The following is a 26,427-nucleotide window of genomic DNA, read 5'->3' as shown; positions in this document are numbered from 1 at the left end:
AAGCTGTTTAAGCCGCGTTGGTATTTTGTTATTGAAAATTAAGCAAAAGCAAAATAATTAAAAACCTCGCCGGCGCGATAGCGTCGGGCCGGCGGGCTTATCAGACAATTAATACCAGTCTGTGAGCAGCACTCCAAAACCAATCCTTTGCGTGCGGTGGTTATAGTCAATCAAACTCTCGCCATAGCCATCGTAATACTCGATGTAACCTTTCAAACGCCCCTGCAGCGGAAAACTATAGGACAGTTGCACCGTCGTGTGGTTGTCATCGCGGCGGAAGTTGTTGAACAGGCGCATGCTGGCCACGTTCTCATTATGTTTATAGGTCGCCCCAAACTCGGCGTACCCCATATAGTTGTGGATATCGGGGTTGTCGTCGTCATCCCCGCTTTCCGGCAGACGCCACCAGGGTTTGACGCTGAAAGTCATACTTCCCTGATTGAACAGGAACGCCGTGTAGATGCGATTCCAGCTCCGCGACGTCGGTTCGGTGCGCCCATTCGACTGATGGCTCAACCCCAGCACATAATGCTCGGAGGTATAGCCAAACAGGCTCAGGTTATTACGGAACAAAAAGATCAGTTCGGGCTCGTAATTAGTTTCCCGGAAAGGTGCGGACAGAGACTGGTTATACAGCTGCCAAAACGAGACCTGGGTATAAGCGAACCAGAGGCTCATAGGCTCGGGGATAAAGTTACGCGCCAATTGCACTTTGAAACTGATCTGGAATTTGGTCTCCGAATGCTTTTGGCTCTCCAGGTCCATACTAGGCTCTCTGGTCGGGCTGTATGGCATCTCGTTGGGGTCGTCCACATAGGAGTACAACAGCAGATAGTTGGGCTTGTGGGGGATAATAAGGAAACGGTTGTCGGAGAAAGTCGTTTCAAACTCCAGGCGCTTATCGATATCGCTGGGCTGCCGGATATCGCCGAGGGGATCATCGTTCTGGTCCTCTACCCCGCCCGTTTGGGGGGCGTCTTCCTTACCCAGGGATTTGGCTACGCTGTCATAACAAATCAGGCGTTGCTGTACATCCTCCAGCTCATAGCACGCCAATATAGGCGTCTCGTTTTCTTCGGCGAAAACCGTCGCCGCCCCGAGTAGCAAAAGACACAATCCCCAACGCATTAAATCACCATTTCATCCTAACCCACTGAAGCCAAAGCGTATTTAACATCATACGCGAAAGCTTACAATCATTTATGTTTGAGCCCGAAATTACGATCCGAACATACCGCAGAAAATTCCTGTTGCCGTCCCCAGACAAAATACTGTACATTTAAACAGTATCTTGGAGGCAGGTTATGCAATACGGCGAAGCAAACAAAGGGCGTGGAACCGGGACCAATCCACACAATCGTTTTCACCCGCAACGCAGCGAGAGCGATCCCGCTGAAATCGCCGCATGGAGTGAAGTCCACGACGAAGCTTATCAGAAGCACCCGCAAACGGAATATATCCAGCAAAGCTGTCAGTCCATTGTCAGCAAGAATAATTCCCCCGATATTCCCTTCACCTACTCCATCAATCCTTATCAGGGATGCGAACACGGATGCGTCTACTGCTACGCCCGCCCCAGCCATGAGTATCTGGACCTGTCGCTGGGCCTCGACTTTGAAACCAAGATCTACTGCAAAACCAATGCAGCGGAAAAGCTGCGCATCTTTCTGGATCAGCGCAATTACCGCTGCGAAACCATTGCTATCGGCGGCAACACCGACCCCTATCAGCCCTCCGAACGGCAACTAAAAATCACCCGCAGTCTGCTCAATGTCATGGTCGACACCAAGCACCCGGTTACGCTGATCACCAAGAGCAACCTCATACTGCGCGATATTGACCTGCTGCGGGAGCTGGCGTTTCAGAATCTGGTCAAAGTCATGATCAGCGTCACCACCATGGACGTGAAGCTGAAAAATATCCTGGAACCCCGCGCGGCGAGCCCCAAAGCGCGTCTCAAAGCGATTGAGACCTTACGCCGGGAAGGCATCCCCGTTGGCGTCATGGTGGCGCCGGTAATCCCCGGCATCAACGACCCGGAGATTGAAGATATCGTCACCCAATGCGCCAACGCCGGCGCGCTCAATGCCGGCTATATCCTGTTACGTTTGCCTCATCAGCTAAAGGAGCTTTACGAAAGCTGGCTGCAACAGCACTATCCGCTGCGCAAGGAGAAAGCGCTCAACTTACTGAGGGAGTGCAGAAATGGCGAGCTGTATCAGTCCGATTTCCGTACCCGCCAAAGCGGCGTAGGACACTTCGCACGTCTGATCGAACAACGCTTCAGCATTGCCGCCAAGCGCAATGGACTTAATTTACGACGGGATTCCCCATTGCGTACGGACTTGTTCACGCCGCCCGGCGCATCCAGACAGATAGACCTGTTTTCCTTGTAGAGCGAGCCGCACGGCTCGCTCGGCAGGGCTTAGCCGAATACCGTTACGGTCTGCTGGCTGAGCGCCACCAATTCGCCGTTGGCGTTCCACAACTTGGAGCGGGTATAAGCATACCCTTCCGAAGCGTGCTCAACGTAAGCCTTATACAGACACAGCTCATCCGGTTGTATGGTTGGCGTTGGCTGCGGGAACTGGATAGACCAGGTCAGCGTACTGGCGGGAGCCGGCGTTTTCACCCAGGGCAATGTCGCTGGCGGCCAGGCGTCCACCAACCCAAGAATGTGACCCAGAGTCATCGCTGGCTCCGGCTGACGGAAGCGCACCCATCCCCCCATTTCTCTCGACTGCACGCCGGAGAACGGCAGGTTGCCGTAGGCGTAGTAGTAGTTGAAATGCTGCGTAAATTCGGGCGTGACGCCTTTGATGTATGGCATTTCAATACACTGATCGGGAACCTTCGCTTCTGGCGTCGCTTCGCCGGACGCATTGATGATGGTGTCCCGCGCCTTGCCGAAGCTGGCGAAAGCAGTGGCTTTCACTTCCCCTTGTTGAATTGCGCGGCCCAACACTTGGCTGACTGAACCGCCTTCGCGCAATAACTCACTGGCGACGGTTAATCTAGTTGGGGCGACGGGGGAGACGAACGAGATATTAAATTCACGCAGAGGGCGATCCTCGGAGAGCGACTGGCGCATGGCTTCGTAGATAAACGCCGCCACCAGCCCTCCAAAGGTCGAGCGACCTTGGGACCAGTCCTCGGCGATTTCTACATCGCATACTGAGTCGCTAACTTCTCCCAGGAGCTTGGAAAAAAGCATTGGAATTCACCTTTATTGCTTACATTGCTTCATGACGAAAAATGTCCTGGCCTCCTGACGTCATACTGCTACACGCCAACAGGCGCACACAGGATCGGGCGTTATTCGCCGGTCGCCGTCATCAGCGACCGAACGATGTTTACAACATTAACTTTAAATTGCAAGGCTCCACCGATTCCCTTCCAGCCGGTTTCGATTCCACCGACTCAAAGCTGAAAGCCGAAGCCTGTACGGGCGGGACATCACCTTTTCCCGCCCGCTACGACACAAAGCCTGTTACAGGGAGCCCTGTGCGGCCATGTCCATATATTTACTGGTAAAGCGCAGCTTGACGTTCTTCTCGTCACCCAGCACTTTGCCGTTATCGAACTCAATGCCGACAAAGTCAGCCGACTGCGCGGTAGCGCCAAACAAACCTTTGTCGAAGCTGAACTGACGCACGTATTCCATGGTCTTCTCAATTGCGTCGGATTTAGTGTAGTCGCGGGCTTCGGCGGGTGTGTAGAACATCGCGGTGGTGCGCAGTTGGGCTTTAAACTCAGGAACCGTCGCGCCAGTGGCTTCCGCCATATGCTCAACCGCTTCTTTACTGCCGGCGCCGCCGCTTATGATCGCCATGGTTTCATACCAGGCGCCGGTAAGCGCTTTTTTGAAGCGCTCATCAGCGTCTGTCTTCACAAATGTGATATCGAGAATTTCACCTGGAATCATGGAAGAGTCAAAAATCATCTGTGCGCCTTTGGCGTTGCGCGCCTGCTGCAAAGGTGGATTCCAGGTCACTACCGCGCCCTTGGAACTGGAAATGAAGGCGCTGGCGATGTCCGCATCGGAGGTATTCACTACCTTGACGTCTCTTTCAGACATGCCGTTTTTATCCAGCGCACGCGCCAGCATGTAGTGGGAAACGGAGAATTCCACCAGATTGATTTCCCGCCCTTTCAACTCCGCCACGCTGTGCGCGCTTTTCACCACGATGCCGTCGTTGCCGTTGGAATAATCGCCTACGATAATCGCCTGGGTATCCACGCCGCTGACGGAGGGAATCGTCAACGCATCCATATTGGTGGCGGTGACTGCATCGAAGTCGCTGGCGGTATACAGGTTGATGGACTCGACGTAGTCATTGATCAACTGCACTTCAATTTCAATGCCGTACTTGTCCGCCCACTTTTTGACGATGCCTTGATCCGCTGCGTAGCCCCAGGGTTCCCAGCCAGTGTAGTGGGACCAGGCCAGTTTGAACTTATCCGCCGCTGAAGCGGAGGCGGATACCGCCAGACACATCATGATGGAGGTTATGCTTCGTACCATAAATTTTTTTCCTTGTTGCAAAGTATTGCGTCCGTCATCAGTAACGGACAGCCGGTTATTCTTTATTGATATCAATAATTTCAATGGCGTCTTCCAGAGAAACGCGGGCTTCTTCCGCCCCTTCCATTTTCTGGATGGATTTCTCCATTTTGCCGCTCAGGTCATCCATATCCACAATAGACTGCGCCATCTTGGGCAAGGCGTTGCGACGGAAGCTGCTGAGTTCTTCCAGAGCGGCCTGTACATCAGTAAAGGCTTTCTTCAAAGTATTGATGTCCAGCTGCGCCTGAGACGCCTGCTTTTGAATCTCCACGCCCTGAGTGCGCAGCGTACTGGCGGTTTCGGCGATCAGGTCATTGGTGGTTTGAGTCACCGCCTGCACGCCTTTCAACACCTTCTTCTGCGCCTGTAACGCCAGCGCCAGCGTGGAAGCCGTGGACAACGCCGTCACCGTGACATTGCAGGCGCGATCAACGCCGCGAACCAGCTCCTGGTTGTTGCGGATGATAACTTCAGTGGACAACACGCCTTGCTGGTTTACCGCCAGCATCTGCTGCAAATCGATAATGCGTTGACGCAACGGAAACAGTACTTCCTCTTCCAGAAACTTACGCTTCTCCTCATCTTCCTGACGCTCTACCTGAGAAGTCAGTTGTCTATCCAGCAGTTGCCCCAGCTTGATGTAGTCCTGCAGCAGGAAGGTCAGCTCGCGCATGCGCTTCTGATCGTTGCGCAAGGTGACGTTATCCCGCTCCAGCTGCGACTTGCCGTCTTTCAGCGTCGCCACGATATCCTGAATCACGCCTTCAACGCTCTGATAGCGAGCGAACCAGCGCGCCAGAGGCGTACCTACGCCAGGGATCATCGACAGCAGTCGACGAATACCGCCCATATTGAAATCAACCCGATTCGGGTTGATGTCGGTCACTTGCTCCTGCAACGTCAACAGTCCTTGCGCCACCGGGCCGCCGTCCTGAGCGTCACGCAACAGATTGGCCATAGGCTGTTTCAACATCGCGCTTTGCTGCGCCATATTGCGAGTGACGGTTTCACCCAGATTGGCCACAGCCCGCGCCTGGGCGTCACGCTGGTCCAGATTGCGAAGATCGATGCCGACCAATTTCTCCACCAGCTCGTCAGCCTGCGCCTGTAGCTTGGGATCAACCTCTTCAGATTTGGAGGTTTCCGCAATGACCTGCTTCTCTATTTTCTCTTTCTCGGTCAGGATTAAATTGCTCACTGGTTATTCCTCATCACTTTTTTTGCGCATATTGCTGCGAGTTTTCAATTAGTGTGGTCAGTTCCTTGATCGCTTGCTCCATATCCATGGCGGCGCGACCGCTACTGAAATCCGTGTTGGCGAGGCGGGCGCTGACCTGATCCAGTTTGGTCAAGGCTTCCTCGTTTTCCGCATAAAGGGAGCGCACCCGCTGCATTTGCTCGTCGAACAAATGCAAGCGACCGCGCAGCTGCTCACGGGTTCTTTCCGCTTCCGCCGAAACAACGCCATCCATGCGCTGCAGCTTGCTTTCGATAGCGACCCGATCAATCGCGCTGACTGACTGGAGGGACAGAGAGACGCCTTCCAGATTATCCAGGCCGTTCAGATACACCTGCTCCGCCATGGCCAGATAGCGGTTATATGTCAGTTCCGTGGACTGCAGTTTGCGATTGAGCACCTGATTGAAGATCTCAAACTTCTTCTGAAATAACTGTAGTTGCTGGATAGCGTCGTCCGCATTCAGTTTAGACAACTCCGTATTAAGGTGAGCGATGGCCTGTTTGCGCTGCGCTTCCAGCGCTTTGCGGTACCGCTCAATGTAGCGATTGGCGTGAGTTCCGCCTTTGGCGAAATACTCCCAGGACCAGCCGCCCAGCGCCAATACGGCGCCGCCCACCAGGGCGCCCAGCGTCGCGCCGCCCACACCGAAAAGCATGGTCGCAGCGCCGCCCAAAAAGCCGACCAAAGCGGGATATAGCGTCACCGGTTGGGTCAGCGAGGTTTTCAGCGTCTCCGCTTTGATTTTGGCGGGTTTGATCGCTTTGGTGTCAAAGGTCATACCTAGATTTCTCCGCTCACCAGAACGATTTCCACCCTCGGCAGGCGGTAGTTGTAGGCGCGCAACGATTCGTTCGGCAGTTGCGGCAGTGGTTTTTCACCGCCAAAACCAACAAAGCGGAACCGGTTCGGATCGATTTCATAGGTGACTTCGATATAGCGATACACCGCTTCGGCACGGTCCAGGGAAAGCCGTTTGTTCGCTTCCGCATCGCCCCTGACGCCAGTATGTCCGCGAATTTCCACGCGGAAGTTCGGGTAGTGCTGCAGGTTTTCCATCAACAGATCCACTTCACGCTTGCCTTCCAGGGTCAGCTCTGACGTTCCGCTGGCGAAGATAATCGGACGCACTTTCAGCGCGCCGAACTCCCGCAGGCGTTCCCACTCCGACGCGGCCAGCGCGCGAAAACGCGCTTTCTCCGCAGAACTGCTTTCGCCGGCGAACTCACCCGTGGCCAGGGTGTCGTAAAGCTCTTTGATGGGGGCGCTGGTGAGCAGTCGATAAGGATCGTTGTTCGGTATGGGATTGCGGCTGAACACTTTGTCGTCGAGCAGAATACCCACCGCCGACTCGATGGTGTCCACCAGATACTCGCGACCCGCGTTGCGGCGTCCAACGCCAAACCAGTCTTCCGCATTTTCGGTCAGGCTCTTCCATTCCACACCGCTCAGGAGTTCTTTGGACTGTTTGGCGTCGAGGTCATATTCGTCACGCAGCGCTTTCACCAGCTCATCCTGATTGCGACGATAATGCTGCAGCGTCTGGTAATACGCTTTCAGGAACACTGACACCATCTCCGGGTCCTTACGCAGCACCGTGGCGTTGGCCACCAGCACATCCACAATCAGCTTCTGGGTGTCCTCGGTGCCCAACAGACGCACAATGCCGTCGTTGGACAAGGCCCGGGTCACTTCAGGCTCCCACACCACCGCCACGTCAGCCTGCCCTTTGAGCAGCGCGTCCAGCGCCTCGCCGGAGCCGTTGGTCGGCAGTTTCCAGGAGGTCGACTGATTCAACGCGGTCAGGTCAAAATGGCTGCGAATCGCCCTTAACAGATGTTCACTCGGCGAGTTCGGCGTAAACGCCACTTTGACGCCGTTTGCGCTTCGCAAATCCTCAATGCCCGCCACTTTGGACTGACGCGCCACAATAGCGTCGCCGCCCTTGCTTTCGTCGATGACAGAGATAATAGGGCCGGGATAGTTCACCCCCGCCCCGTTTTGCACATAACTGTCCACCGTGGCGACGATAAAGGTGTACTCGCCTTTGCTCAGGCGCTTGAAACGGTCCTGATAGTCGGCCTGGTCATCCACGCATTCGAGCAGATAGCCCAGGCGGCGCAGGCGCGCATTCATTTCCGGCGAACACAAGGGGAAGTAGCCCACCCAGCTATCCCTGGCCAGGCGAATGGTCCCCTTGGTGTTCTTGGCGTCTGTGGTCTGCAGTTGACGGTCCTCCTGGGATTGCAGCAGGAATATTTTGACTCCCGCCATCACCAGCAGCCCGCCCAACAGCAGGATGATTACTATCTTAACGTGCGCTTTCATGCATCCAGTCTCTACTGCCTGAGGTCGCCTTGCGTTCTATTGTTGAAATTCCAGGAGCGTGAAGTCCGGCGCTTCGGCCAATACTTCATTCAGCCCCGCCATCAGACTGTCCGGGTCGCTCGCAGAGCGGTAAAAGGTCAACCCGGGCTGATGTAAGGAGTGATCGTCGCCGATACAGAATCCAATAGTGTGAATATTAATCGGCGTATTCTGCAGAATAGACTGCACCGCCCCGTCGGTTTCATAACCGCGGCTGGCCAGTCCGTCAGTGATGATCACCAAGTGATATTCGCCATATCCCAGCTGCTTGCCCGCCTGCGCGGTCAACGCGGCTTCGCCGTCCTCCAGGCCAGCGGACAGCGGCGTACCGCCGCCGGCGACCAACTGGTCAATCATCTGTTTCACTACCGGACGATTCTCCGTGGCGAGATGGGTGCGTTCGCCAACGCCCTGCCCGTCAAAAGCGTAAACTCCCACATTGGCGTCAGCCGGTAGCTGTTCAACAAACTTTTTCACTGCGGTTTTAGCCACATCCAGCTTACGCTTGCCGTCGCCGCAATCGGTATTGTCCATGCTGCCGGAGCCGTCGAACACAATGTAGTAGTTCTTCGCCAGCAGGTTGTCGCTCAATTCGCTTTGTTCCCTTGTCGCCGGCCAAAGGTTATCCGCCGGGCGCATACCGTAAAGCGCCGTAGGTTTAGCCGCCTGCGCAGGCTTCGTCTCGGCTGTCGCCGCCGGAGCGGAGGACGAGGCCGGCGAGGAGGAGCTATCGCACCCCGCCAGCGCCGCCAGGGCGATACAGACTGAAAGTTTCTTCAACATCGCATATCCCCTTACAGCGGCATGAATACGTCGGATTCAGCTTCAACCTGAATAATGCGGAACTCGACCCGCATATTCGAACGCCATTCCTGCTGGTTTTTGGGCGCGCAGGGCTCCGCGCCGCAAATACCGGTTTTCGGGTTGGCGATGCCGTTGCCCACCACCGCGAACTGGGATGGGTCCAGACTGATATTCTTGCCCGCCGCATATTGAATGATGTTGTCGCGTACTTCCTGCGCGCGAGCCAGACTCAGGTTGCGGGCGGACTGTTTGATGCGTCCCAGCACTACCGCCTGCTCGCCTTTTTTCTTGGCGCGCAGGTACTCCATCGGGTCGGAGTTGCCTTCCACAGTGATGATGGCGCCGCCATAGGTGCTGGCCAGCTCGACCACCTTATCAAAGGAGTCCTGATACAGGTCGATAGAGAAGGACTTCTGGTTCGGTTGGAAGAAGACCTCGAAAGAGAACAGTTCTCCCTCAGCCAGACTCTGTTGCTGCTGACGCTGATTCACCAGCTGCGCTACCTTCTCCTCATCGAAACGGGGCTTGGCTGCTTCCGCTTTGACATTGACCGCCGCGCCCAGGAAACCATAGTCGAAGGCCGCTTTCGCCAGCGTCGCCGGCTTGCTTAGAATACCTGCCTGTTGCAAACCGGTTTGTACTTCACTGCTCAGGGCGTCGAAGCGACGGGGGTAGTTGCTATCGGTAAAGAATTGCTTGTTACCTTGCAGGCCGACAAAGGTCGCGTCCGCGAACAGGCCTTCCACATCAGCGGTGGCTTCTTCGCTGTCCAGCAGCAGTTTGCCCGACGCCGCCAACATGGTCCGGTAAGGTTTGACGTCTTTGGTTTTGTTCTGGAACAGCTTGCCCAGCGCCTCTTCGCCTTCGAGCAGGCCGGCGACAAAGGCTTCCACTTCACTGCGATGGGCGTCGAAGTAGTCCTTTCTTACCGCATAGACGTCGGCGATAACCTTGTCCGCAGTACGGGTGGACAACAGAATGCGCGCGCCTTTTACCGAATCTTCAGAGCCGGAGCCGACATTGCCGCCGGAGGTCAGCGCCAATGCGTCAGGGATAATGACGAACGCCGCGTCCACATCCTGCTCATAAAACGCCGCCATGGGCGCATTGTTGGTGCCGGTCAGGTCAGGCAGCCAGCGAACGTTGACGTCTTTGAAGCTCAAGCCTGCATCTTTGAGAATACGAGCGGCGTAATCCACATGGGGACCATACGCCTGAATCGCGATGGTTTTACCCTTCAAGTCCTTGGCGTTGCGAATATTGGACTTCACTACCAATGCATCGCCGCCCGAAGACCAGGTCAGTTGATAAATCACCACCGGCTGCGTGCGCGGGTCTTTATTCAACAGCTCCGCCGCCGCGCTGATCATGCCTACCGTGCCACGCAAGAAAGGCGTTTCGCCGGCCACATAGCTTTTAACCTGATTGACGAAGGCGTCTTCCCGGTAAAGTTTCAGTTGCAGGCCTTTCTTGTCGAAAATGGAGCCTTTCGCGGTTTGCGTCTGATTGCCATTGGCCAGCAGCGTGGCGATATCGCCGCCCCAGGTAATGACCGGCGCACTGAGGCTGCGGGTGTTCACTTCACCCACATTGAGCTTGACCACTTCGCTGATCGGCTTGTAGTCAACGTAAGTGGGTTTGGCGTGGGAAAGCACGCTGAAGGCGGTAGCCAACAGCGCCAGTACCGAAATAAGAGAGCGTTTAACCATAATGGATTCCTTATAACTTACCGTCGATATTCCGCATCCAGCAAGGTTTGGAATGAGTCCGGATGTTTGAGGTTGAAATCTTTGACGTGTTGCAGGTATTCAGGATCAAACCCTTCCTGCTTCACTTGTTCTATTAATTCTTTGAAGGCGTCCGTGTGCATGACCTCACGGCTGGTGGCCACCTTCGGCAGGGGGTGATCCGCAACGATTTTGCCGCCCCGGCCGACGAAGTGGCGATCGCCCCGGTCATCAGAATAATACTGGGACAGCACCAGCAGCCGCGTCCCCAGCAAGCAGGCCTCATGCATGTCGTGAGTCACGAAGAACACCGTCAGTTGTTCCTTTTCCCATAACTCCAACAGATGCACCTGCAGGTCCGCGCGGGTGTCCGGGTCCAGAGCGCCAAAGGGTTCGTCCATCAACAGAATGGGCGGCTTCATGATCAGCGCCTGGGCGATGGCCACCCGTTGCTGCATGCCGCCGGACAGTTCATGGGGATACTTGCGCGCCGCATCCGTCAGGCGCACCTGGGCCAGCATCGCCATCGCCTCTTCTTCGTGGGCCTTGTTGCGATACCAGGGATTCCACCATTGCCCCTGCGTCAACGTCTTGCCCAGCATGACGTTTTCCAGCACGGTGCGATTGGGAAACAGGGAGTAACGTTGATACACAATGCCGCGACTGAGGTCCGGCAACAGCGCAGGCTCCCCGGCAATCTCCACTTTGCCGGCAGTCGGCTGCTCCTGCCCGAGGATGAGTCGAAGCAGCGTGGACTTACCACAACCGCTGGGCCCAACCACCGTACAGAACTCCCCTTTGCGCACCGACAAATCAATATTGTCGAGCACCTGTTTATCACCGTACTGCTTGTATACGTCTTCTATGTGAAGCAATGGCTGCATCGTTTCCAATCCTAAGATTCAAGCGTCGCCGGTCTGCGCCGGTCCGTTCCGCTATGTCCGCATTCAATCAGGGTAGTCCGCAAACGCGGGTCCCGCTCGATTCCCGCTATTGTTCGTACCACTTGTAACGCCACTTCAATATCAAGCGCAGCGCCCAGTCCATCAAAAAGCCCAGCAAAGTGATCCATATAACGTAGGGAATGATCACATCCATGCTCAGATAGCGCCGCACCAGAAAGATGCGGTATCCCAACCCTTCCGTCGCCGCAATGGCTTCAGAGGCGATGAGAAACAGCCACGCGGAGCCAATGCTCAGACGTAACGCTGTGATCAGGCGCGGCATCATTTGTGGCAGCAGTATTTTGTAAACCACCGCCAGATCGGAAGCGCCCAGAGTCTTGGCTTTCACCACCTGTTCGCGAGGGAAGCTGCGCACGGACAGCGCCATATCCCGGGTCATGATGGGAAATACCCCGATAAAAATAAGCGCGACCTTACCCAGCTCGCCAATGCCCAGGGAAATGAACAATATCGGCAGCAGCGCCAGCGGAGGAATCATCGCAATGAAAGTAAGAATGGGGTTGCCCAGAGAATAGAGGCCATTGAACGCCCCCATGTTGAGGCCAATGATCAGCGCCACCAGGGTAGAGAGCGCCAGCCCTATCGCCAGACGTTGCAAACTGGCCAGCGTATCGGCCCAGAACACATAATCGCCGCTGCGCCGGTCCGGCTCAAAGGCGAGTCGGTAAATGGCGTCCCCCATCTGTTGCAGGCTGGGCAGCAGTTTGTCGCTGGGGTTATCGGCCAGGCGGATATCGGAAGCAATGAGATAGGTCGCGATCAATATCACAAATGGCGCCAGCGCCAGAACCACGTTCAACAGTCGCGGCGGCTGGGCGAACAGGCCCAGCATGGCGGGTCTTTTCATCTAAATCCCTTATTAATAATTATTGAATGATGGCTGTCGGCGTCCGCCGTTTAAAGGTTCCGCTGCGACTCCCGGCTGTCCGGATAACGCTTTTTCTCGATGGCGTAATACGCCTTCAGCAGGTCGGCCTCCAGGCCAATCGCCTCGCGGGCCTCCTTCAGGGTGTAACTTGAATACTGTTCAAAATCCACCGTATCCAGAGGCGTACAGTCAGATACATAGCCCAGTCGCACGGCGTCTTTGTATACCTGCAGATCTTCGTCATTCATCTGATAGACCTTAGGGTACAGATACTTGGCGAAGAAGCTGTATAAACGTTCTTCCGTCGTCGTCACCCGGTTGGTGCTGCCCATGGTGAAGCCAAGCACGAAGGCTTCGTCTTTTGGCGCCACGCCACGCCCCAGCAGGATGTGGATATAATCATGCGCTTTCAGGCCGGTGGCGCCGTTGAACAGATTGACGCCAGGGATGTCAAATTTGGGGTTCTCCACCAACTGAATGATCAGCGGGATGTCTTCCTGTTTCAGAGCAATGCTCTGAATGCTGGCGAATGCTTCCGCCACAGTCATTTGGTCATCGTCCAGCTTGATGTGCCATTTTGCCACACGTTCGGGTAATGCCATGGTTGTCTCCATGAGTTTGAGCGAGCTAGCGAATGTTTATACGTCAGTTACACAGTATAGGCCGGGCGTCTGGAGATGAGACGACGCACGGGCATAAAGCGCCGTTTCTCATGACTTTCCGTCATTTAATTATAAATTTCAATCGCATATGCGCTTATAACGCACCTGCACCAGCCCGCTGGAGAAGGTTTCCGCCAACTGAAAGTCCAGGCGCGCGCAGGCGTCTACAGGGGGAAAAAGCGGAATTCCCCGGCCCAGCAAAACGGGCACATAGGAAATAATGTACTCGTCCACCAGGTCTTCTTCCTGGAAGGAGGCCAGCAGCTCACCGCCGCCCACCAGCCAGATTCGTTTGTAATCCAGCGCCCGGAAGTGCGCCAATAAGGTTGAAGGATCGCCAGCGCAACGCTCCACTCCCGGGGCGAGCTTTAAATCCTCCTGCCGGGAGAACACCCATACCGGTTTCCCCTGGTAGGGCCAGGCGCCCAGCTCCAGCACTTTGAGGTATGTCTTGCTGCCCATGACCAACGCATCGACGCCGTTGTAAAACGTCTCGTAGCCATAGTCTTCATTTTCATCCGCCACAGACGCCAGCCAATCCACCTTTCCTTGAAGATCGGCGATGTAGCCGTCAAGACTGGCGGCTACGTAATACACTATTTCCATACACGAAAGACCTTAACAGTTTTCAATGGTTATCGGTTGTCGCCAAATAAAACCGCGCCGATTACACGCTCTCCGGGAATACAGCTAGAATTAAATGCAAGACAACGTCACATGCTTAAGTCCGGAAATAATAAGCTCCCAAGAGCGCTCTGTTTTTCTGGGCAAGTAATGCCTGTTTTTTAGCGCATGACGAAGGGGCGATGATAGAACAATGAACTTTATTAATCATCCGTGGCGCCGCGCCGTATTGCTGGCCGTCATCGCGCTATGGTTTCTTGTGTCCCCGACCGTTCATGCGCAGGACGCCCAGACTAACGCACCGGAAAGCAGGCTGATCAGGTTCAATATGAGCGATGGCGGCGGCTTTCCTCCGTTCACTTACTATGACGAACATAACCAGCCGCAAGGCATCATGTATGAAGTGCTGGCTACCGTGGCCAACCGGCGCAATTACCAGCTCAAGCTAATGGCCTTGCCCCGCAAGCGACTTGACAGCATGCTCGCAACCGGCGATGTGGATGTGGTGACTCTGGCGTGGGAATGGACGGACGCGCCAACGAAGTTTCTGTGGTCGAAGCCGGTCATCCCCCATCGCGACGTGATTTTTTCCCTGCGCGATCGCAACCTGCAATTCAAGAAAGTCGATGAGTTGGTAGGCATGACCCTGGTGGTGCGCTTCGGTTACCACTACCCTTTGCTGGACCCTTACTTTGAGGATGGCCTGATCAAGCGTCAGGAAGATTACAGCGAGACCATCATGCTCTCGCATCTGTTGAAGACGCCGGACCGGGTCGACGGCGCGGTGATAAATGAGCTGGTTGGCCTGTGGTTGATCAAAGAGAAGCGTCTGGGCAATCAGTTCGTCCTCTCCGAGCAGGATGTCAGCACCGTGTGGTTTCGCTTCGCCGTGACGCCGCAGCGCAAGCATTTACTGGCCGATATCGACGCCGTGCTGCAGGATCTGAAAGATTCCGGCGATCTACAGGAAATTATCGCCCGCTATCAACCCTGAAAGCGCTGCTAACTACGCAGCGAACTCCGACACCCGATACTCCGCTTTGATGACGACCTCCAGATAATCCGAGTGATTCATCGCCAGTTCAAAGCCTTCACTGTCATCGCCTCCGCCGGGCCCTCGCGCTTTCATCAGACTGCGGCTGCGCGTCAGCCCCGCCATCGCCTGACGGTTAGGCTCGTCCCATTTCGGATAGAGACTGTGTACGGCGATCAGGCGCACGCCCAAAGCGTCCGCCAGCTCCAACGCCTGCTTCTTGTTTTCCCTGGCGGCGGACTTCATGATCTCCAGCTTCCTGGTCTCCAGATAGGAATACTCCCACTGGATATCTTCCAAAGAGATGTTTTTTGTGGTCGCCGCCAGCGCCAGAGTTTGCGGTACATCGGCGATCGCCAGTGACTGCAGCTTGAGCGTGAACGTCACCGAGGAAGCGCCGGCGAACATGCCGGATTTAGAGGTCACGCGAATATTTTCAAGGGATAGCTTGCTTTCATTCACCCCCAGCCGCTTCAAGCCATCGATAAGGCTTTTGACATCCTTCAACTTCTTCAGCGCTTCGGTGGTGAACACCGATGATTCCCCCGATACCTTGAGCGCCAGCGTCGCCGCGTCAGGCGACACTTTCACCTTCTCCACGGTTTCCATGGTGATTCTATCGGGATATTTTTCGCTCATGCTCAAGCTCTCCAGTTATTGCAGCATGTCCCGCAACGGAATCAGGCTGCGCTCACCCTCGGGCGACACAATCGCCACAGTTTGGGCCGGTATGACTGACTGCCCCGTTTTACGTTCCTGAGAGGAAAAATTCGCGGTAATCGTCACGCCATCCGCAAAGTGGGTGGATTGCAGCAGACGATCCTGAGACAGGAACTCAAACCCCGTCATGCGCGTGCGGTAAAGCTTTTCATGCCAGGGACGGAACACTTTATCGTAGGCGGCGATCACAGGCAGGTCGCGCTTCTGATTCGCCGCGTTCAGATGGTACATCGGCGGAATCATGTACAACAACTGCAGCAGCCCCACATCCACGCGGGTTTCTTTGAACTTCAGCGAAGGGTATTCCCAGTGCAGGGTCGCCACGACGCTGTCATGCAACGCCAGCTGATATAGCGGCAGGCGATAGGCGGGATTGTAGTAAATATTGCGCAGCGCCGGCTTGATCGGCTTGGTTTCAAAGAACAGCGAGGGCGCCTCGGGCGGCCAGTAGTTGCCACGATAATAGGTGGACTGGCGGTTTTTACCGGTATCCGGGTCTGTCCAACTGAACGGTGTGATGGTCATACCGTGAGCGAACTCAATGGCGTTCGCAAACAACGCGGAGCCGCCTTCGCTCCCCGTGACCAGCGCCAGTTCTTCCCGTGGGAAATTCAATCGTTGCGTACGCGCCGCCACATCCTGAGCTTCGCTGGTTTTGCGGCCTTCCGTGTAGTCCTCGTAGATCATGCCAGTGGCGTCCACATCCAGGAACAGACTGTTGAGCTTGGCCTCACGCGTCACCGCTGTCATACGCTGCTCCGCATACTTTTCAATCGCCACTGGGTTGGCGTAGGCGCCCACACTGGAGAAACCGGAGACAACACTGCCGTCTTCCCGTCGATATGGCGCCTTTTCCCAGTTTTCACGGCCAACCTGGGCGGTCAGCCAGGTGCGCGGCTCATCCGGCGCGTGAATGCTGCCGTAGCTGTCATAGACTCCCACCAGATAGCCCGCCGCCTTCGCAGCTTTCACCGATTGCGGATGCCATAAGGTATCCAGCCAGTCGTTGGCTCCCAGCCAGGCGCTGGTCAGCCCGGCCTTGCGCAGCGCGGCGATGGTGTCCGTGGAGAAACCGCCGCCCCAGGACTCCGGCTTGGTCATCATGGAGCCGAACGTCTGCTGCATGGCCGTGCGCATCGCGTCTCCCCGCAGCACTTCCATCGCCGGATCATGTCCGCCCGGTAAGGGATGCTGCGCCGGCGCATCGATGGCTTTGATCAACGCTCCATTCACCGCCCTGACGATGGCGTCGCGAGAATAGTTCGAGACAAACCCGGCATCGCCCTGCGCTTCCTTGAAGGCCTGGGTAAACATCTTGCGCGCTTCTTTATCACATTGCGCCCAAAGTTTTTGCGCGAGATGACCCTGCGTCTGATATTTGGCGGCGAATTCACGCACGAAGGGACGCCAGCTCTTGATATCCTCGGGCTTGATCAGGCCGCTGCTCCACAGATAGATATGTGGCGCGCCCGCCAGCTTGGCCACATTGGGGTTTTGCGCGAGCTTATCATCCAGCGTCAGCAACCCCTGACGCTCCAGCAGCTCGCGATAAGCCAAGGCGCCAGTGACAGGCGTAGCCGCGCCCTTCTGCAAACGCAGCAGATAAGGCCGATCCGGCATCAGCGGCGAAAATTCATGGCTCACGCCCAGACGCAATGCGCCCTCATCCCGATCGAAAGTCATGGCGGTATTGAAGGGATTCTCCAATGTCCAGGTCAGAGAGTAGCCTGCTTTTCCGTCAGCGCCGGTGCGCACTTCCGTCCAAAACGGCATGGACAGCAGTTCAGTCAGCGCGGACTCGTCGTACTTTTCCTGCAACCAGTCCGCCCACGCCGCATCATCGGCCGGAATATAAAAGCCCTCGCCCAACGGCAGGCCATAAGCGGACACCTGACGCGCCGCCGACACCGGCCAGTCAATATGCGTCTTCGGCTTATCGGCGCTGATGGCGAAAGTCAGAGCGCCATGATCAACAGCGACTTTCACATCAAACGCGTTGTCCGCCAGGGCAATACGCCAATGGCGCTGATCCCCCTCCACAAACACTACATTTTTGACGTCTTCTGCAGCAAACGCCGCCGCTGAAGCGGTAGACTGGGTTTGATTCATCTGCACCGTCACCGCCAGCGTGACGGGATCGATCAGATACAGGTCGTCGCCAACGGCTACTTGCACCGGCTGCGTATTCACCGACGCCGCCCAGCTTGGTTGCAGCGCCATGGATAACAGCGCCGCCAATACGGATATTCGTTTCATAATTGCGTATAACTTGAATAGAAATTGGATCGAGGTATCGCTTTAAGTCACGTTAGTTCCTGCTGAGGAGCTACAGGGAGCATTTGGGCGCGGGCTTATAGGTAAGTCATTGATAATGGAAGCCGCCATGCCCCGGGAAACTTAAACGTGTAAGCTCGATCCACTATAAAATAAAAGTTTCCCGGTTTCTGCATGATAAAGACGCATCCGTTCCGCCGATAACCCTGAATCCCTTGGCCGCGTAAGACTGACGAAGTTATGAAATTTTCTTCATGAGGGTGAAGCGACTAAAACCCATATCTCAACGCCACGTAGAGATTGCTGTTGTCCTTGAGTTGGCCAAAGAAAGTTTCCTCTCTTTCTCCATAGAAGACATTGGCCCCGCTCTCCACCCGCCAGTGATCGTCCACTTTGTAGTTCGCTTTCAGACGCAGGTAGCCGTCTTCTTCATTGGGGCTCCAGAAGTTGAACAGCGACAGGGTCAGATTCTGGTTCATCAGCAGCCTGGTCAGACGCAATGTCACTACCTGACGATGCTCGTCCTTGATATAAGCGCTCGGCGGCTGCGAGGCCTTGAAGGCGTCGTAATCCTGCATGGACTCAATGTAGAACTGCACCGCGCCAGTCAACTCCGGCAGCAGCTCGCGTTCATAACCTATTAAAGCGCGCCACTCACTGTTGCGCACCCAGGGGTCGTCTCCGCGATCATCCTCCAGGCTGTCATAATAGCCCAGCTCCGCACTGGCTACGCCGCCGGCGACAGGACCACGCACACTCGCACCCCACACCTGCAGCTCAGGAAACGTATACAGGCCGCTGCCTGGATTAACGCCCGCCGGACTTTTCCAAAAGCCGCGATAATAATAGGCGGCCAGTTCGTAGGGCCCCAACAGACGATACGCCCGCAACGCCAGTTCATCATCCTGCAACGCGTTTTGACGCCCTTCCACCCGTACGGGCTCATTGCGTCCAACCACTTCACCGGAGCCTGCGCTGTAGTAGGAAATCCGCTCGCCATCAATGTATCGGTCCGCATCGAATTGCGGCGTGTACACCCAGTCCAGATTCACTACATCACTGAAGAGGGATATCTTGGCGGCGTCCGAAGGCGCTTTCAGGTACTCCTCGTCACGGCCAATCATCAGCGCGTTCCAGTCCTTGGGAAAGAGGTCGTTGATGAACAACAGATCGCCGGTTCCCCAGGTGAGAATCTGACGTCCCAGCTTGATATCCATCGCATCCACCGGGCGTACCATAAAGTTGGCTTCGCGCAAGTCCAGCCAGCCTTCGCCGCGCTCAAGATCGATACGATGATGGTCCAATACCGGGTCGTACAGGAAATCCGCCACGCTCTTAAACGTGACCGACTCCAGAAACGCCTCAGCCTGCCATTGCGCGCGCGCTTCGCCAATAGACGCCCGTTTTTGCGTCGGATCATCCTGCAACCGGGCGCCGAGACGGGTTTCCGCAAAGCCGGACATTTGCAATGGAAACGCAGTCAGCCCTGCCTCTGTCCCCTGATCCTTACCATTCGACTCGGGCTCAGCCAGTTCCAGGCCGAGAGGTAGATCCGGCTCATTGGCGGACGCTTTAGCAGGCTCTTCCAACCCTGTCGGCAGTTGTGGCTCCTCCGCTCCCAGCCCCATAGGCAACGCGGGCTCTTCACCCCAGGCGCGGGCGCTTAAAAGCAGGATGGCGACGATGCGAAGCGGTGTTTTCATCAGTGCTCCCGCCTTCCCTCAGCGTAAATACTGCCGCGGTGCGCTACGCAAATAACGTTCGCTGAAAATATCTTCTGGAATATCCACGTCGTAATCGACTTTGCTGTAGCGCATCTGGGTGTAGCCGCCGATTCGGGTGTCGCTCATTTTGGATTCCGTGACCGTCTGGTAACCGTCCACCATTTCCACCCGTGTCGCCTGATAGGTGCGATAAGCCCGATCCGATGCATCGTAAAATTCGGTTTTCACTGGGATAAAGGAGGTCTTGTGAACCCAGTTTTTGTAGTAGGCGAACTCCACATTGCCGGCGTTTTTTGGCGTGCTTTTCAGCACGTAGTAGTTATCTGTCTCTTCGAGCAACACATGATCGTCTTCATCCGGGGTGCGCCCGGACACATCTTCGTAGAAAAAATGGGAGCCCATGAAGCTGGTGCGCTCATCACTGGCGGAAATGCGTTTCACCAGATCCAGCGCCGGCAGATAGAGCCAGCGGTCGTCATCGCCCTTCACATGTTTCCAGACCAGAAAGGCGCTTTTACTCACATCAGCCGGACTGTGAAAGTACACATAGAACTTTTGGTCGCCATCGCCGGCGTCGTCAATGTCTTTCCGCAGGATGGTGAACTCCCGCGAACGCTCCCGGTTCTGCGCATCGAAGATACGCATATCCACCCGCGCCTTGCCGTCCACGCCCTGATAATAGGCCGCGTGGCTGGCCTTGCGTACGATGTCATCCACCTGCGCCTGATCCGCAGCGCCCGCCTGTGTCGCCGAAATCCCCGTCATGGCGAATAACCAGATCGCCGCCCACCATTTGAATGAAAGACTCATGCCCCAGCCTCCCTTGTTGATTGCAGATTTTTAAACAGAAAGCGATCAAACGCCGTCAGCAGTGCGGGCAGGATCAACAAGGTCGCCACGCCTGCGAACAGCAAAATGGAAGAAATAAACACCCCGACAGTCTGGTAGGGAATCAACGGCGCCGCCAACAACGGCAGAAACCCCACGCCAATAACAATCACATTGCGGGTAATCGCACGCGCCGGCTCGCCAAACACCGCGTCCACCGTCTCCCGCCAGGAGCCGGTCTGCCGATACAGAAAGCGACTGCGAGCCAGAAAGTGAATGGCGTAATCCACCGCCAGTCCCAGACTCAACGCCGACAGCACCGCCACCGGCATATCGTAATCTTTGCCAATCCAGCCGATGACGCCGTAGATCGCGCCAATCGTGACCGTCAACGGCAACATGCTGAGCAGCCCCCACCACAGAGAACGGAATAAAAACGCCATCATCGCCAGCACAATCAGGAAGCTGCCGAGAAACGCCTCCAGCATCCCGCTCACCATTTTTTCCTGCCACACCACGTTGATATAGGTCAGCCCAAACCATTCATGCTTAAGGGCCGTCGGCCCCGGATGCTGCGCGAAAAATTGGTCAACCGCGGCGACCACCGCCGCCATATTCTTGTTGTCCCCGCTTTTCAGTTGTATCCACAGATTGGTATTGCGATAGTCCGGCGTCACGAAGCGCCACAAATCCTGAGGACGGTGACTACTCTGATAGGTTATCAGCGTCTGCCCCACGGCAGCGGCGCTGGCGGGGATGCGAAACGCCTCCGCTTCCCCCTGCATGAGTTCTCTGTGCACAGTTTTGACAATGTCCGGCAACGCATTGCTCTTACCCACCAGACCAGTTCCCTGCAGGTACTTTTGCAGGGTTTCGATATATGCCAGGGTCTCAGGCTGTTTGAAGGTTTCAGCGCTTTGCCTCACGGCGTCCAGCCCTTGCCCCAGCGCATCCCAGGCGTCCCATAACGCATCGGTGTCCGCCTGTTCGCGGGCGTCCGCCACGACGTCCTGCAGCTCACGCAACCATTCGTCTCGGGTTTGCGCAGTCACTGCGGCGATAAGGGCGCGAGCCGGCGCCTGAATGGCCGTATCCGTCTCGTCCAATAACGCGGCGACCCGGCTGCGGGCGTCCTCTAACGTGGCTGGCTCCGCCGGCTGCAACGCCAGATAGGCCATATAAGTTCCCGCAAAACGCTCATTCAACGCTTGATCCGCAACGCGAATCGGATGACTTTCCGCAAACCATTTCACCGGGTTGTCATTAATCTGAATTTTGCTAATGCCGTAACCTGCGCCAACCGCCACCAACAAAGTCGCTACCAGCACCAGTTTGGCGCGGCGGTAGGTGAAGCGTCCCAGCGCATGAAGAAACCGCGCCAGCGCCGTATGCTCCTCTCCGTCTTTGTCCGTGTTCATACCAAATCCCTGCAGGGAGTTTTCCGGCATCAGCATGATGTAGGCGGGGACCAGCGTCACCGTCAACAACCAGGCCAGTCCCACTCCAATGGAAACGAATACGCCGAACACCTGCACAGGAGGAATCGGCGTGAACGCCAATGATGCGAAGCCCGCACAGGTGGTGATCGAGGTGTACAGCATCGGCGCCGACAGTTCTTCCATCACTTCGCGAATCGTTTTGTTGCGGTCGCGAATGCGGGGATAGCGGTCAAAGAAGTCTGACAGGATATGCACCGCGTCCAGCACCGCGATAGGCATGATAAAAATAGGGATCATCGAACTCATGATATGCACGGTGTTGCCGGTGACCACCAGCAACCCCATGGTCAGGATCACGGAAATCATGGCCACCGCCAGCGGCGCCAACACCAAACGCAGATGGCGGAAAAACCACCACATCAGCAGGAAAATCAACAGCATCGCCAGCGGCGCGGAAATCGCCATCTGCTTGAACATCTCCACGCCAAACTGATCCTGCGCCACCGGCAGCCCGGTAATGTGGTACTCATCATTTGAGTCGAACTCAGCGACCTTGGCGCGCAGCTTCTCCGCGATCTGGTAACTGATGTCCTTTGAGGTGATGGGAACGTAAAGCGCCAGCGCTTTCTGGTCCGATGACACCAGTGTGTCGCGCAGCATGGGGATACGCATGGCTTTTTCTGCGACCTGCAAAGCGGCGGCGTCGTTAGCCGGGGGCGACGGCATCAACCATTCGAAACGCACCGTTCCCAGTCCGGCCTGCTCAATATTATCCACCGTGGACGGAGCCATCAGATCCACGCCCACCACGCCTTGCTCGCGTCCGTTCTCCTCCCAGCGCAGACCTTGCGCGAATGACGCCAGGTCGTACACGTTTTTCAGTGAGCGCGCATTGAATACGCCCTGGGGATGCTCGCGGTTGATCACCCCCACCACGACAACATCGTACAGGCTGAATTCCTGTTTCAGGTGGTTGTGAGTCACCCTGACAGGCTCATCCTCCCGCAGCATGTTTTCCGGGTCGGTATCAATGTGTAGAGGGTTCAGGAAGGAAAACGTCGCGGGGCTCAGTGTTGGAGCCGCCGCCAGAAGAATCAGCAGCAGGCAAAGAGCCCCGCTCAGGCGGAACCAAAACTTGGGGTTTCGGGAGGCATGTTCTGATAAAGTCAGCATAGCAGGGCCTCAGTGAAAGGCGCTTCCGGGATGGAACCCCAGTTTTTTCAACACCATGGCTAACGGACAAAAGCCGGTGAACGCCGCCTGAAGCATATTCAGGCCGACAAAGGCGGAAAGCAGGAACCAATAGGGACTCACCCAGTAACCCAGAATCAAACCGAGAGAAACCATGAAACCTGCGAATGCGAAGACCAGTCGATCAATGTTCATAGCGACCTACTCCTGTTCGGATGGCTGAAAGCTTAGCTGCTGATCACTTATTTAGAATAATCTAAATGATTTTTTTCTAATTTAGATTATTCTAAAATATTAGTCAATTCATTAGATGTGTGACTTCAAATTATGCTGGATAACGAATTTGACCCCGAAGGTTTTGAAAAGGCTTTGTCGTTAATCAAGTCCATGGACAATCGCAATCGATTGTTCATTCTCTGCCTGCTGTGCGACGGCGAGCGTACGGTGACGGAAATGGCGGAGGCGGCGGAGCTGAGCCTGTCCGCCATGTCCCAGCATTTAAGCGTGCTGCGTCAGGCGGATCTGGTGGAGACGGAGAAATATCAGCAGAGCGTGACTTATCGCCTTAAGGGCAATGAAGTCAAACAGATGATTGCGCTGCTGAAAAAGCTGTACTGCGACAGCGCCGCCCAATAGCGGCGCCTGCGATGTCGATGCGTTAGTGAGCGCCTTGAGGCGCGCCAACGCCGCTGCGGGGTAATGGCTTCAGCTTCCATACCAGAGGAATCAGCAGCGCAAACAGGATCGCCAGCATCTTGAAGCTGTCCATGAATGCGATAAACCGGGCCTGCTCGGCCACCTGCTGATTGGCCATCATCAACGCGCGAGTGGCGTCGCCAGTGATCTGCTGCAACTGCATATAATGCTGGCTCCAAACCTCGCTGACCGGGCTGGTGTTGGCCACCAGATGACCGCGATTCACCGTCGCAACACGATCCAGAAACGTCATCAACAAGGCGATGCCGACGCCGCCGCCCAGATTACGCATGAACGACAGCATGGCCGCCGCCTGATTATTCGCCGAGGTAGGCAACCCTACATAAGCGCTGGATGTCGTAGGAATGAACAGGAACGCCAGTCCCAGCGTCTGCCACACCCTGGCCAACGCCAGTTGATCCCGGTTCACCGACAACGTCAGGTCCCCCAGATTCCAGAGCGCCAGACTGCTGACGGTCAGTCCCAGCGTCAGCAGAATACGGGAATCCACAGCGCCAACCAGGCGCCCCACGATGGGCATCATAAACATGATCGCGAACCCGCCCGGCGACAGCACCAGACCAGCATCGAAAGCCGAATACCCCATCAGCGTCTGCATCAGCAGCGGCAACAACGCAGTGGAGCCGAACAGCACAAAGCCCATCATAAACATGATGACATTGGCCATCGCAAAGTTGGGGTAACGGTACAACGTCAGGTCGACGATAGGGTTCTTCTGGTCGAAAGAACGCACGATATAGGTCAACAGCGCCACCACCACAATCACCGCCAGGGCCACGATCTGCGGCGAATCGAACCAGTCTTCGCGCTGCCCGGTGTCGAGCATCCATTGCAGACAGCCCAGGCCGATGGCGATCAGAGCAAAGCCAAAATAATCCACCTTGGAGCCGTCATGGTTGGCGGGCTCGTCCGGCAGAAAGCGTTTAACCAGCATGATCAAGACGATGCCAACAGGCACGTTGATCAAAAAGATCCAGCGCCAACTGAACTCATCCGTAATCCAACCGCCCAGCGTAGGACCAATCGCCGGCGCCGCCACCACCGCAATGCCGTACATGGCGAACGCCATGCCACGCTTTTCCAAAGGAAAACTGTCCGCCAGTATCGCTTGCGACACCGGCTGCAACGCGCCGCCGGCCAGACCTTGCACCGCGCGAAAGATAATCAGCATTTCCAGCCCCGGAGCCATACCGCAGGCCAAAGACGCCAGCGTAAAACCGATTATGCTGCCGATAAAAAAACGCGTACGCCCAAAATAATCGGACAGCCAGCCGGCGATGGGCAACGCGATAGCATTGGTGACGAGGTAGGACGTCAGTATCCAGGTGGTCTCTTCCGGTCCCGCCCCCAGGCTGCCGGCAATATGCTGCAGCGAGACGTTGGCGATGGAGATGTCCAGCACCTCCATAAAAGCGGCGAGCGCCACCAGCGGCGCAATCAGCCAGGGATTAACGGTTTTCTGCATGGATACCCCAGACGCTTGGCGATTCCGATTGGCGGCGCATGGCGCTTGCTCCTGTCTTTACGGGCATCAGGAGCCGCTGACATAGACGGTGGGAATAACCGACATGCCCGGCCACAACTGCACCCCGTCGGGGACTTCATCAAAAATGATTTTCACCGGCACCCGCTGCACCACTTTCACATAGTTGCCAGAGGCGTTTTCAGGCGGCAGCAGACTGAAACGGGAACCCGTGCCGGGCTGGAAAGACTCAACGCGAGCGCTGAAGGTGACGCCAGGATAAGCGTCGACTTCAACGCTGACTTTATCGCCCACTTTCACATCGCCGATCTGAGTCTCTTTGAAGTTGGCTTTCACCCAGGCCTCGCCGGTAACTTCAATGGCGAAGTTGGTCTGCGGACTGACAAAACTGCCAGGATGCTTATCCACTCGGCTGATCCAGCCATTGGAGGACGCGCGGATTTCCGTCCATTGCAAAGCCAGACCGGCGCGCTCTTCATCCGCCTGCGCCTGTTTGAGCGCCGCCTCACTCTGGCCGATAGCCGCTTTCAGAACCGCTATATTGCGCTCATCGGAAGCGACGGTTTTCTGTTGGGAATGGGCAGCCGCCACCTTGCTGGAGGCAACGTCGATGGAGGCTTTTACAGTCTCCCGTTCCGCACGCAGGGTGGCCAGATTGGTTTTTGCATCTTCCAGCGCCTGCTCGGAGACCTGCTTGCGCCCGGCCAGGCGCTCATAGCGATCCACATCTCGCTGCGCCTGCGCAATTTGCGCATCCAGACGCGCCAGATTGCTTTCATGATGCTGTTTCTCAGCTTTGGCGACGTCCACTTGGGCCAAAGCATCCTGTTTACGCGCATCCAAACGCGCCATAAAAGCGTCCAGATCCGCCTGCGCCTTCACCATCGACGCCTGCTGCATGGCGACGCGGGCGGATGCGCTTTGCAATTCAGCTTCGTAGGGTTTGGGATCGATGCGGGCGAGCAGGTCTCCCGCCGACACTTTCTGGTTATCGCTCACCAACACCTCCACTAACGTGCCGGAAACCCGGGGCGTCAGGAAGATAACGTCGCGCTCGACAAACGCATCGTCGGTTGAGACCTTGCCGGCATGCCACAGGTAATAGCCGCAACCAGCAATGCCGGCCAGGCTGAAAAACAGCATCAAACGGATCATTTTCTTTGACATGGCGCAGTCCCAAGTTCGCTATACAGGTTC

The 26,427-nt window shown here is 56.0% G+C and carries 23 protein-coding genes; 3 read left to right on the top strand and 20 right to left on the bottom strand.

The genetic code is table 11. The features are described from left to right. Nucleotides 1-108: 108 nt before the first annotated feature. A complete protein-coding gene (locus tag EUZ85_RS08655; protein WP_127968917.1) occupies nt 109-1,128 on the bottom strand; it encodes a phospholipase A in 1,020 nt (339 codons plus the stop codon). A gap of 176 nt (nt 1,129-1,304) precedes the next feature. Here EUZ85_RS08655 and EUZ85_RS08650 point away from each other — a divergent pair, with 176 nt between their 5' ends. Then, entirely contained in the window at nt 1,305-2,396 is a 1,092-nt protein-coding gene (locus EUZ85_RS08650; protein ID WP_127968916.1) for a PA0069 family radical SAM protein, read from the top strand. Nucleotides 2,397-2,425: 29 nt separating this feature from the next. Here the strand turns inward: EUZ85_RS08650 and EUZ85_RS08645 are convergent, their stop codons facing one another. From EUZ85_RS08645 to EUZ85_RS08595, 11 genes are all read right to left on the bottom strand, one after another. Then, nucleotides 2,426-3,214, bottom strand: coding sequence for an acyl-CoA thioesterase II (locus tag EUZ85_RS08645; protein WP_127968915.1), 789 nt, complete (start codon nt 3,212-3,214; stop codon nt 2,426-2,428). A gap of 276 nt (nt 3,215-3,490) precedes the next feature. Then, nucleotides 3,491-4,525, bottom strand: coding sequence for a putative urea ABC transporter substrate-binding protein (locus EUZ85_RS08640; RefSeq protein ID WP_127968914.1), 1,035 nt, complete (start codon nt 4,523-4,525; stop codon nt 3,491-3,493). Between the two features lie 55 nt (nt 4,526-4,580). Then, on the bottom strand, nt 4,581-5,765 hold the full coding sequence (locus EUZ85_RS08635; protein WP_127968913.1) for a toxic anion resistance protein: 1,185 nt from the start codon (nt 5,763-5,765) through the stop codon (nt 4,581-4,583). Between the two features lie 13 nt (nt 5,766-5,778). Beyond that, nucleotides 5,779-6,585, bottom strand: coding sequence for a hypothetical protein (locus EUZ85_RS08630; RefSeq protein WP_127968912.1), 807 nt, complete (start codon nt 6,583-6,585; stop codon nt 5,779-5,781). 2 nt (nt 6,586-6,587) lie between these two features. Next, nucleotides 6,588-8,132 (bottom strand): phosphate ABC transporter substrate-binding/OmpA family protein, encoded by a 1,545-nt coding sequence (locus EUZ85_RS08625; RefSeq protein WP_127968911.1) that lies wholly within the window; start codon nt 8,130-8,132, stop codon nt 6,588-6,590. A 36-nt stretch (nt 8,133-8,168) separates the two neighbouring features. After that, nucleotides 8,169-8,954, bottom strand: a complete 786-nt coding sequence (locus tag EUZ85_RS08620; RefSeq protein ID WP_127968910.1) for a VWA domain-containing protein — start codon at nt 8,952-8,954, stop codon at nt 8,169-8,171. Nucleotides 8,955-8,965: 11 nt separating this feature from the next. After that, nucleotides 8,966-10,684 (bottom strand): ABC transporter substrate-binding protein, encoded by a 1,719-nt coding sequence (locus EUZ85_RS08615; protein WP_127968909.1) that lies wholly within the window; start codon nt 10,682-10,684, stop codon nt 8,966-8,968. A gap of 17 nt (nt 10,685-10,701) precedes the next feature. Further along, nucleotides 10,702-11,586 (bottom strand): ABC transporter ATP-binding protein, encoded by an 885-nt coding sequence (locus tag EUZ85_RS08610; protein WP_127968908.1) that lies wholly within the window; start codon nt 11,584-11,586, stop codon nt 10,702-10,704. A gap of 106 nt (nt 11,587-11,692) precedes the next feature. Beyond that, complete coding sequence (locus EUZ85_RS08605; protein ID WP_127968907.1) at nt 11,693-12,514, bottom strand: ABC transporter permease; 822 nt, start codon at nt 12,512-12,514, stop codon at nt 11,693-11,695. A gap of 50 nt (nt 12,515-12,564) precedes the next feature. Further along, nucleotides 12,565-13,137, bottom strand: coding sequence for a hypothetical protein (locus EUZ85_RS08600; RefSeq protein ID WP_127968906.1), 573 nt, complete (start codon nt 13,135-13,137; stop codon nt 12,565-12,567). Between the two features lie 138 nt (nt 13,138-13,275). After that, a complete protein-coding gene (locus tag EUZ85_RS08595) occupies nt 13,276-13,803 on the bottom strand; it encodes a dihydrofolate reductase family protein (protein WP_127968905.1) in 528 nt (175 codons plus the stop codon). A gap of 211 nt (nt 13,804-14,014) precedes the next feature. Here EUZ85_RS08595 and EUZ85_RS08590 point away from each other — a divergent pair, with 211 nt between their 5' ends. After that, complete coding sequence (locus EUZ85_RS08590) at nt 14,015-14,815, top strand: ABC transporter substrate-binding protein (protein WP_127968904.1); 801 nt, start codon at nt 14,015-14,017, stop codon at nt 14,813-14,815. A 12-nt stretch (nt 14,816-14,827) separates the two neighbouring features. On the opposite strand, the gene EUZ85_RS08585 is transcribed toward EUZ85_RS08590, so the two are convergent. The 6 genes from EUZ85_RS08585 to EUZ85_RS08560 all read right to left on the bottom strand — a co-directional run bounded on the left by EUZ85_RS08585 (nt 14,828) and on the right by EUZ85_RS08560 (nt 23,225). Further along, nucleotides 14,828-15,493 (bottom strand): SIMPL domain-containing protein, encoded by a 666-nt coding sequence (locus EUZ85_RS08585; protein ID WP_127968903.1) that lies wholly within the window; start codon nt 15,491-15,493, stop codon nt 14,828-14,830. 15 nt (nt 15,494-15,508) lie between these two features. After that, on the bottom strand, nt 15,509-17,830 hold the full coding sequence (locus tag EUZ85_RS08580) for a glycoside hydrolase (RefSeq protein WP_127968902.1): 2,322 nt from the start codon (nt 17,828-17,830) through the stop codon (nt 15,509-15,511). 287 nt (nt 17,831-18,117) lie between these two features. Then, entirely contained in the window at nt 18,118-19,551 is a 1,434-nt protein-coding gene (locus tag EUZ85_RS08575) for a DUF1302 family protein (RefSeq protein ID WP_127968901.1), read from the bottom strand. 18 nt (nt 19,552-19,569) lie between these two features. Next, on the bottom strand, nt 19,570-20,382 hold the full coding sequence (locus EUZ85_RS08570) for an outer membrane lipoprotein-sorting protein (RefSeq protein WP_127968900.1): 813 nt from the start codon (nt 20,380-20,382) through the stop codon (nt 19,570-19,572). Further along, the gene (locus EUZ85_RS08565; RefSeq protein WP_127968899.1) at nt 20,379-23,012 is read right to left on the bottom strand and encodes an RND family transporter; all 2,634 of its coding nucleotides are present in this window, start codon (nt 23,010-23,012) and stop codon (nt 20,379-20,381) included. Before EUZ85_RS08565 ends, EUZ85_RS08570 begins: the two co-directional genes overlap by 4 nt. Nucleotides 23,013-23,021: 9 nt before the next feature. Further along, nucleotides 23,022-23,225 (bottom strand): DUF2892 domain-containing protein, encoded by a 204-nt coding sequence (locus tag EUZ85_RS08560; RefSeq protein WP_127968898.1) that lies wholly within the window; start codon nt 23,223-23,225, stop codon nt 23,022-23,024. Between the two features lie 132 nt (nt 23,226-23,357). Between EUZ85_RS08560 and EUZ85_RS08555 the strand changes: the two genes are divergently transcribed. Continuing rightward, the gene (locus EUZ85_RS08555) at nt 23,358-23,666 is read left to right on the top strand and encodes a helix-turn-helix transcriptional regulator (RefSeq protein WP_127968897.1); all 309 of its coding nucleotides are present in this window, start codon (nt 23,358-23,360) and stop codon (nt 23,664-23,666) included. A gap of 22 nt (nt 23,667-23,688) precedes the next feature. On the opposite strand, the gene EUZ85_RS08550 is transcribed toward EUZ85_RS08555, so the two are convergent. Then, complete coding sequence (locus EUZ85_RS08550; protein WP_127968896.1) at nt 23,689-25,212, bottom strand: DHA2 family efflux MFS transporter permease subunit; 1,524 nt, start codon at nt 25,210-25,212, stop codon at nt 23,689-23,691. Nucleotides 25,213-25,278: 66 nt separating this feature from the next. Further along, nucleotides 25,279-26,397, bottom strand: a complete 1,119-nt coding sequence (locus tag EUZ85_RS08545; protein WP_127968895.1) for an HlyD family secretion protein — start codon at nt 26,395-26,397, stop codon at nt 25,279-25,281. Nucleotides 26,398-26,427 lie beyond the last annotated feature (30 nt).

The organism is Hahella sp. KA22 (genome assembly GCF_004135205.1).
GTDB lineage: Bacteria > Pseudomonadota > Gammaproteobacteria > Pseudomonadales > Oleiphilaceae > Hahella.
This window is presented reverse-complemented; position numbering and strand designations above follow the sequence as displayed.

Bases quoted from the DNA above. Each gene is read 5' to 3' on its own strand.
- EUZ85_RS08655 (WP_127968917.1), bottom strand. From the start codon at position 1,128: ATGCGTTGGGGATTGTGTCTTTTGCTACTCGGGGCGGCGACGGTTTTC.
- EUZ85_RS08650 (WP_127968916.1), top strand. From the start codon at position 1,305: ATGCAATACGGCGAAGCAAACAAAGGGCGTGGAACCGGGACCAATCCA.
- EUZ85_RS08645 (WP_127968915.1), bottom strand. From the start codon at position 3,214: ATGCTTTTTTCCAAGCTCCTGGGAGAAGTTAGCGACTCAGTATGCGAT.
- EUZ85_RS08640 (WP_127968914.1), bottom strand. From the start codon at position 4,525: ATGGTACGAAGCATAACCTCCATCATGATGTGTCTGGCGGTATCCGCC.
- EUZ85_RS08630 (WP_127968912.1), bottom strand. From the start codon at position 6,585: ATGACCTTTGACACCAAAGCGATCAAACCCGCCAAAATCAAAGCGGAG.
- EUZ85_RS08625 (WP_127968911.1), bottom strand. From the start codon at position 8,132: ATGAAAGCGCACGTTAAGATAGTAATCATCCTGCTGTTGGGCGGGCTG.
- EUZ85_RS08620 (WP_127968910.1), bottom strand. From the start codon at position 8,954: ATGTTGAAGAAACTTTCAGTCTGTATCGCCCTGGCGGCGCTGGCGGGG.
- EUZ85_RS08615 (WP_127968909.1), bottom strand. From the start codon at position 10,684: ATGGTTAAACGCTCTCTTATTTCGGTACTGGCGCTGTTGGCTACCGCC.
- EUZ85_RS08610 (WP_127968908.1), bottom strand. From the start codon at position 11,586: ATGCAGCCATTGCTTCACATAGAAGACGTATACAAGCAGTACGGTGAT.
- EUZ85_RS08605 (WP_127968907.1), bottom strand. From the start codon at position 12,514: ATGAAAAGACCCGCCATGCTGGGCCTGTTCGCCCAGCCGCCGCGACTG.
- EUZ85_RS08600 (WP_127968906.1), bottom strand. From the start codon at position 13,137: ATGGCATTACCCGAACGTGTGGCAAAATGGCACATCAAGCTGGACGAT.
- EUZ85_RS08595 (WP_127968905.1), bottom strand. From the start codon at position 13,803: ATGGAAATAGTGTATTACGTAGCCGCCAGTCTTGACGGCTACATCGCC.
- EUZ85_RS08590 (WP_127968904.1), top strand. From the start codon at position 14,015: ATGAACTTTATTAATCATCCGTGGCGCCGCGCCGTATTGCTGGCCGTC.
- EUZ85_RS08585 (WP_127968903.1), bottom strand. From the start codon at position 15,493: ATGAGCGAAAAATATCCCGATAGAATCACCATGGAAACCGTGGAGAAG.
- EUZ85_RS08580 (WP_127968902.1), bottom strand. From the start codon at position 17,830: ATGAAACGAATATCCGTATTGGCGGCGCTGTTATCCATGGCGCTGCAA.
- EUZ85_RS08575 (WP_127968901.1), bottom strand. From the start codon at position 19,551: ATGAAAACACCGCTTCGCATCGTCGCCATCCTGCTTTTAAGCGCCCGC.
- EUZ85_RS08570 (WP_127968900.1), bottom strand. From the start codon at position 20,382: ATGAGTCTTTCATTCAAATGGTGGGCGGCGATCTGGTTATTCGCCATG.
- EUZ85_RS08565 (WP_127968899.1), bottom strand. From the start codon at position 23,012: ATGCTGACTTTATCAGAACATGCCTCCCGAAACCCCAAGTTTTGGTTC.
- EUZ85_RS08560 (WP_127968898.1), bottom strand. From the start codon at position 23,225: ATGAACATTGATCGACTGGTCTTCGCATTCGCAGGTTTCATGGTTTCT.
- EUZ85_RS08555 (WP_127968897.1), top strand. From the start codon at position 23,358: ATGCTGGATAACGAATTTGACCCCGAAGGTTTTGAAAAGGCTTTGTCG.
- EUZ85_RS08550 (WP_127968896.1), bottom strand. From the start codon at position 25,212: ATGCAGAAAACCGTTAATCCCTGGCTGATTGCGCCGCTGGTGGCGCTC.
- EUZ85_RS08545 (WP_127968895.1), bottom strand. From the start codon at position 26,397: ATGTCAAAGAAAATGATCCGTTTGATGCTGTTTTTCAGCCTGGCCGGC.